Annotated in this window: 2 protein-coding genes; both read left to right on the top strand. The window is 37.0% G+C overall.

All coding sequences use genetic code 11. The features are described 5' to 3' along the window. The first annotated feature begins 107 nt into the window (after positions 1–107). Positions 108–1,328 (top strand): IS21 family transposase, encoded by a 1,221-nt coding sequence (gene istA / locus QOS10_RS09155; RefSeq protein ID WP_283595170.1) that lies wholly within the window; start codon positions 108–110, stop codon positions 1,326–1,328. A 1-nt stretch (position 1,329) separates the two neighbouring features. Beyond that, on the top strand, positions 1,330–2,067 hold the full coding sequence (istB, locus tag QOS10_RS09150) for an IS21-like element helper ATPase IstB (protein ID WP_283595169.1): 738 nt from the start codon (positions 1,330–1,332) through the stop codon (positions 2,065–2,067). Positions 2,068–2,128 lie beyond the last annotated feature (61 nt).

Here is a 2,128-nt window from a genome sequence, read left to right as displayed (position 1 = left end):
GGTGTAAAGGGCGGTTATAAAATGTAGGAAATCGGCGGTTTAAAATTGTCGGTTTTCCTACATTTTTTGTATACTCACTTTATCAATTCTTTGAGGGAGTGACGAGTATGCGAAAAGACGTTTACGAAAGGATGAGATATTTTGTGGTAGAGAAACTAAAACCAAACTATTCGGCGATAGCGCGACAATATGGTGTGGATCCACGAACTGTAAAAGCTGCTTATTTACGAGCATTGAGTGGTGAAACAACAGTTAAAAAGCAACGAAAACGCCGCAGTAAATTGGATGGATATCAAGATCTCATTGAAGATAAATACACAGCTGGATGTTCTGCTAGATCAATTTATGACTTTATCGTTGAAAAAGGCTTCACTGGTAAATACACCATCGTTAAAGAATATTGTCGTCGCTTTCGTAAAACACAAACTAAAAAAGCAACGATTAGAGTTGAGCATACGATTGGATTGAGTGCTCAGGTCGATTGGAAAGAACATATTACAATGACTGACCAAAATGGTGTACCACATACCTTCAGTATTTTCCTGTATGTTTTACCTTATTCAAAATTCAAATTCTTAAAACTAACGTTAGATCAGAAACAAGACACCTTGTTCAAATGCTTATTTGAGGCTTTTAGAACTACGGGTGGAGTTCCTAAGGAAATTTGGTTTGATAATATGTCAACTGTCGTTGACCATAAATTAAGTGATTTTCATCATCATAAATTCAACGAACGCTTTCTGTCATTTAGTCATGACGCTTGTTTTCATCCAATTGCCTGTCGCCCGTTTAGGCCGCAAACCAAAGGTTGCGTTGAAGCATTAGCCAGAACAATGAGCCGATTAAAACCTTATGATGGAGAATTCAGTACTATTAATGACTTGAATGACATCGTTAACCGATTAGCCGAACGGCTCAATCACGAGAAATCACAAGGTAATAATCAAAAGCCAATTGAATTATGGGCAAAAGAAAAAGAGCATCTCAGGCCTCTCAACCACGATCTCGTGAGATACTTTGACAGCGTCCAAACTAGAAAAGTGTCTCAAGATTCAATGATTAGGTTTCAAAACCATCAATACTCTGTTTCCCCTAATTATATCGGAAAAGAGGTTGAAATTAAACCGACTACTGATGGTAAAGTCATTCGTATTTTCTACCAAGGTGTTGAGATTCAGAAACATGATTTAACAGATAGGCAGTTCAATTACGACCCTCGTGATAAACACGCCGTTCTTAAAAGCGACTTGATGGAAAATAAAACAGATGACGAGATCGACAAATATATGCTTAATAACCTCAGTATTTATGATCAGATTGGGGAATAAAATGAATCAGTATCAAAAATTAATCGACAATTTAACGAAGTTAAATTTACGTAATATGGCTGCGTCAATTGCGGATTATCGAAAACAGGTCAATAATAGCCAAATTAGTTTCAGTGAAGCATTGTTGGAATTGACAGATAAGGAAATTGCTTATCAGCAAGAGGAAAGCTTAAATAGACGGATAAAGCGGGCTCGCTTTCCAGTTATTAAACGGCTCAATGACTTTGATTATCAATTTCAGCCATCAATTAACCAGCAGCAAATAGCTGAATTTGCGACTATGTCATTTCTAAGTAATCAAGAGAATATTATTTTTATTGGTAGCCCAGGTGTAGGAAAAACACACTTATCAATTGGTCTTGGTATCGAAGCATGCCGACAAGGTGTACGAACATTATTCATTAATTGCCATGAGCTAATTCTTAGGTTGAAGGCTGCTCAAGGAAAACACCATTTAGAGCGAGTAATGCGTCGATATGAGAGGTATGACCTACTGATTATTGACGAGTTAGGCTATTTACCAATATCTGAAAATGAAGCCAAACTATTATTTCAACTAATAAATGGTCGTTATGAACGTAAATCAACGATCATAACGACCAATGTGCCATTATCAAGTTGGGGAACAGTACTTCATAGCACAGCAACTGCAGAAGCAATTTTAGACCGACTTGTATATCACTCACATGTAATCAAGATCAAAGGGAAGTCATACCGACTGGCATCAGTCAATTCTTAAACCGCCCAAATCATACATTTTTAAACCGCCATAAAACAGCAATTTAAAACCGCCCTTGACA

Source organism: Limosilactobacillus galli, assembly GCF_947381495.1.
Lineage (GTDB): Bacteria > Bacillota > Bacilli > Lactobacillales > Lactobacillaceae > Limosilactobacillus > Limosilactobacillus galli.
This window is presented reverse-complemented; position numbering and strand designations above follow the sequence as displayed.

Excerpts from the sequence above, each read along its gene's own strand:
- istA (WP_283595170.1), top strand. The coding sequence starts at position 108 with ATGCGAAAAGACGTTTACGAAAGGATGAGATATTTTGTGGTAGAGAAA.
- istB (WP_283595169.1), top strand. The coding sequence starts at position 1,330 with ATGAATCAGTATCAAAAATTAATCGACAATTTAACGAAGTTAAATTTA.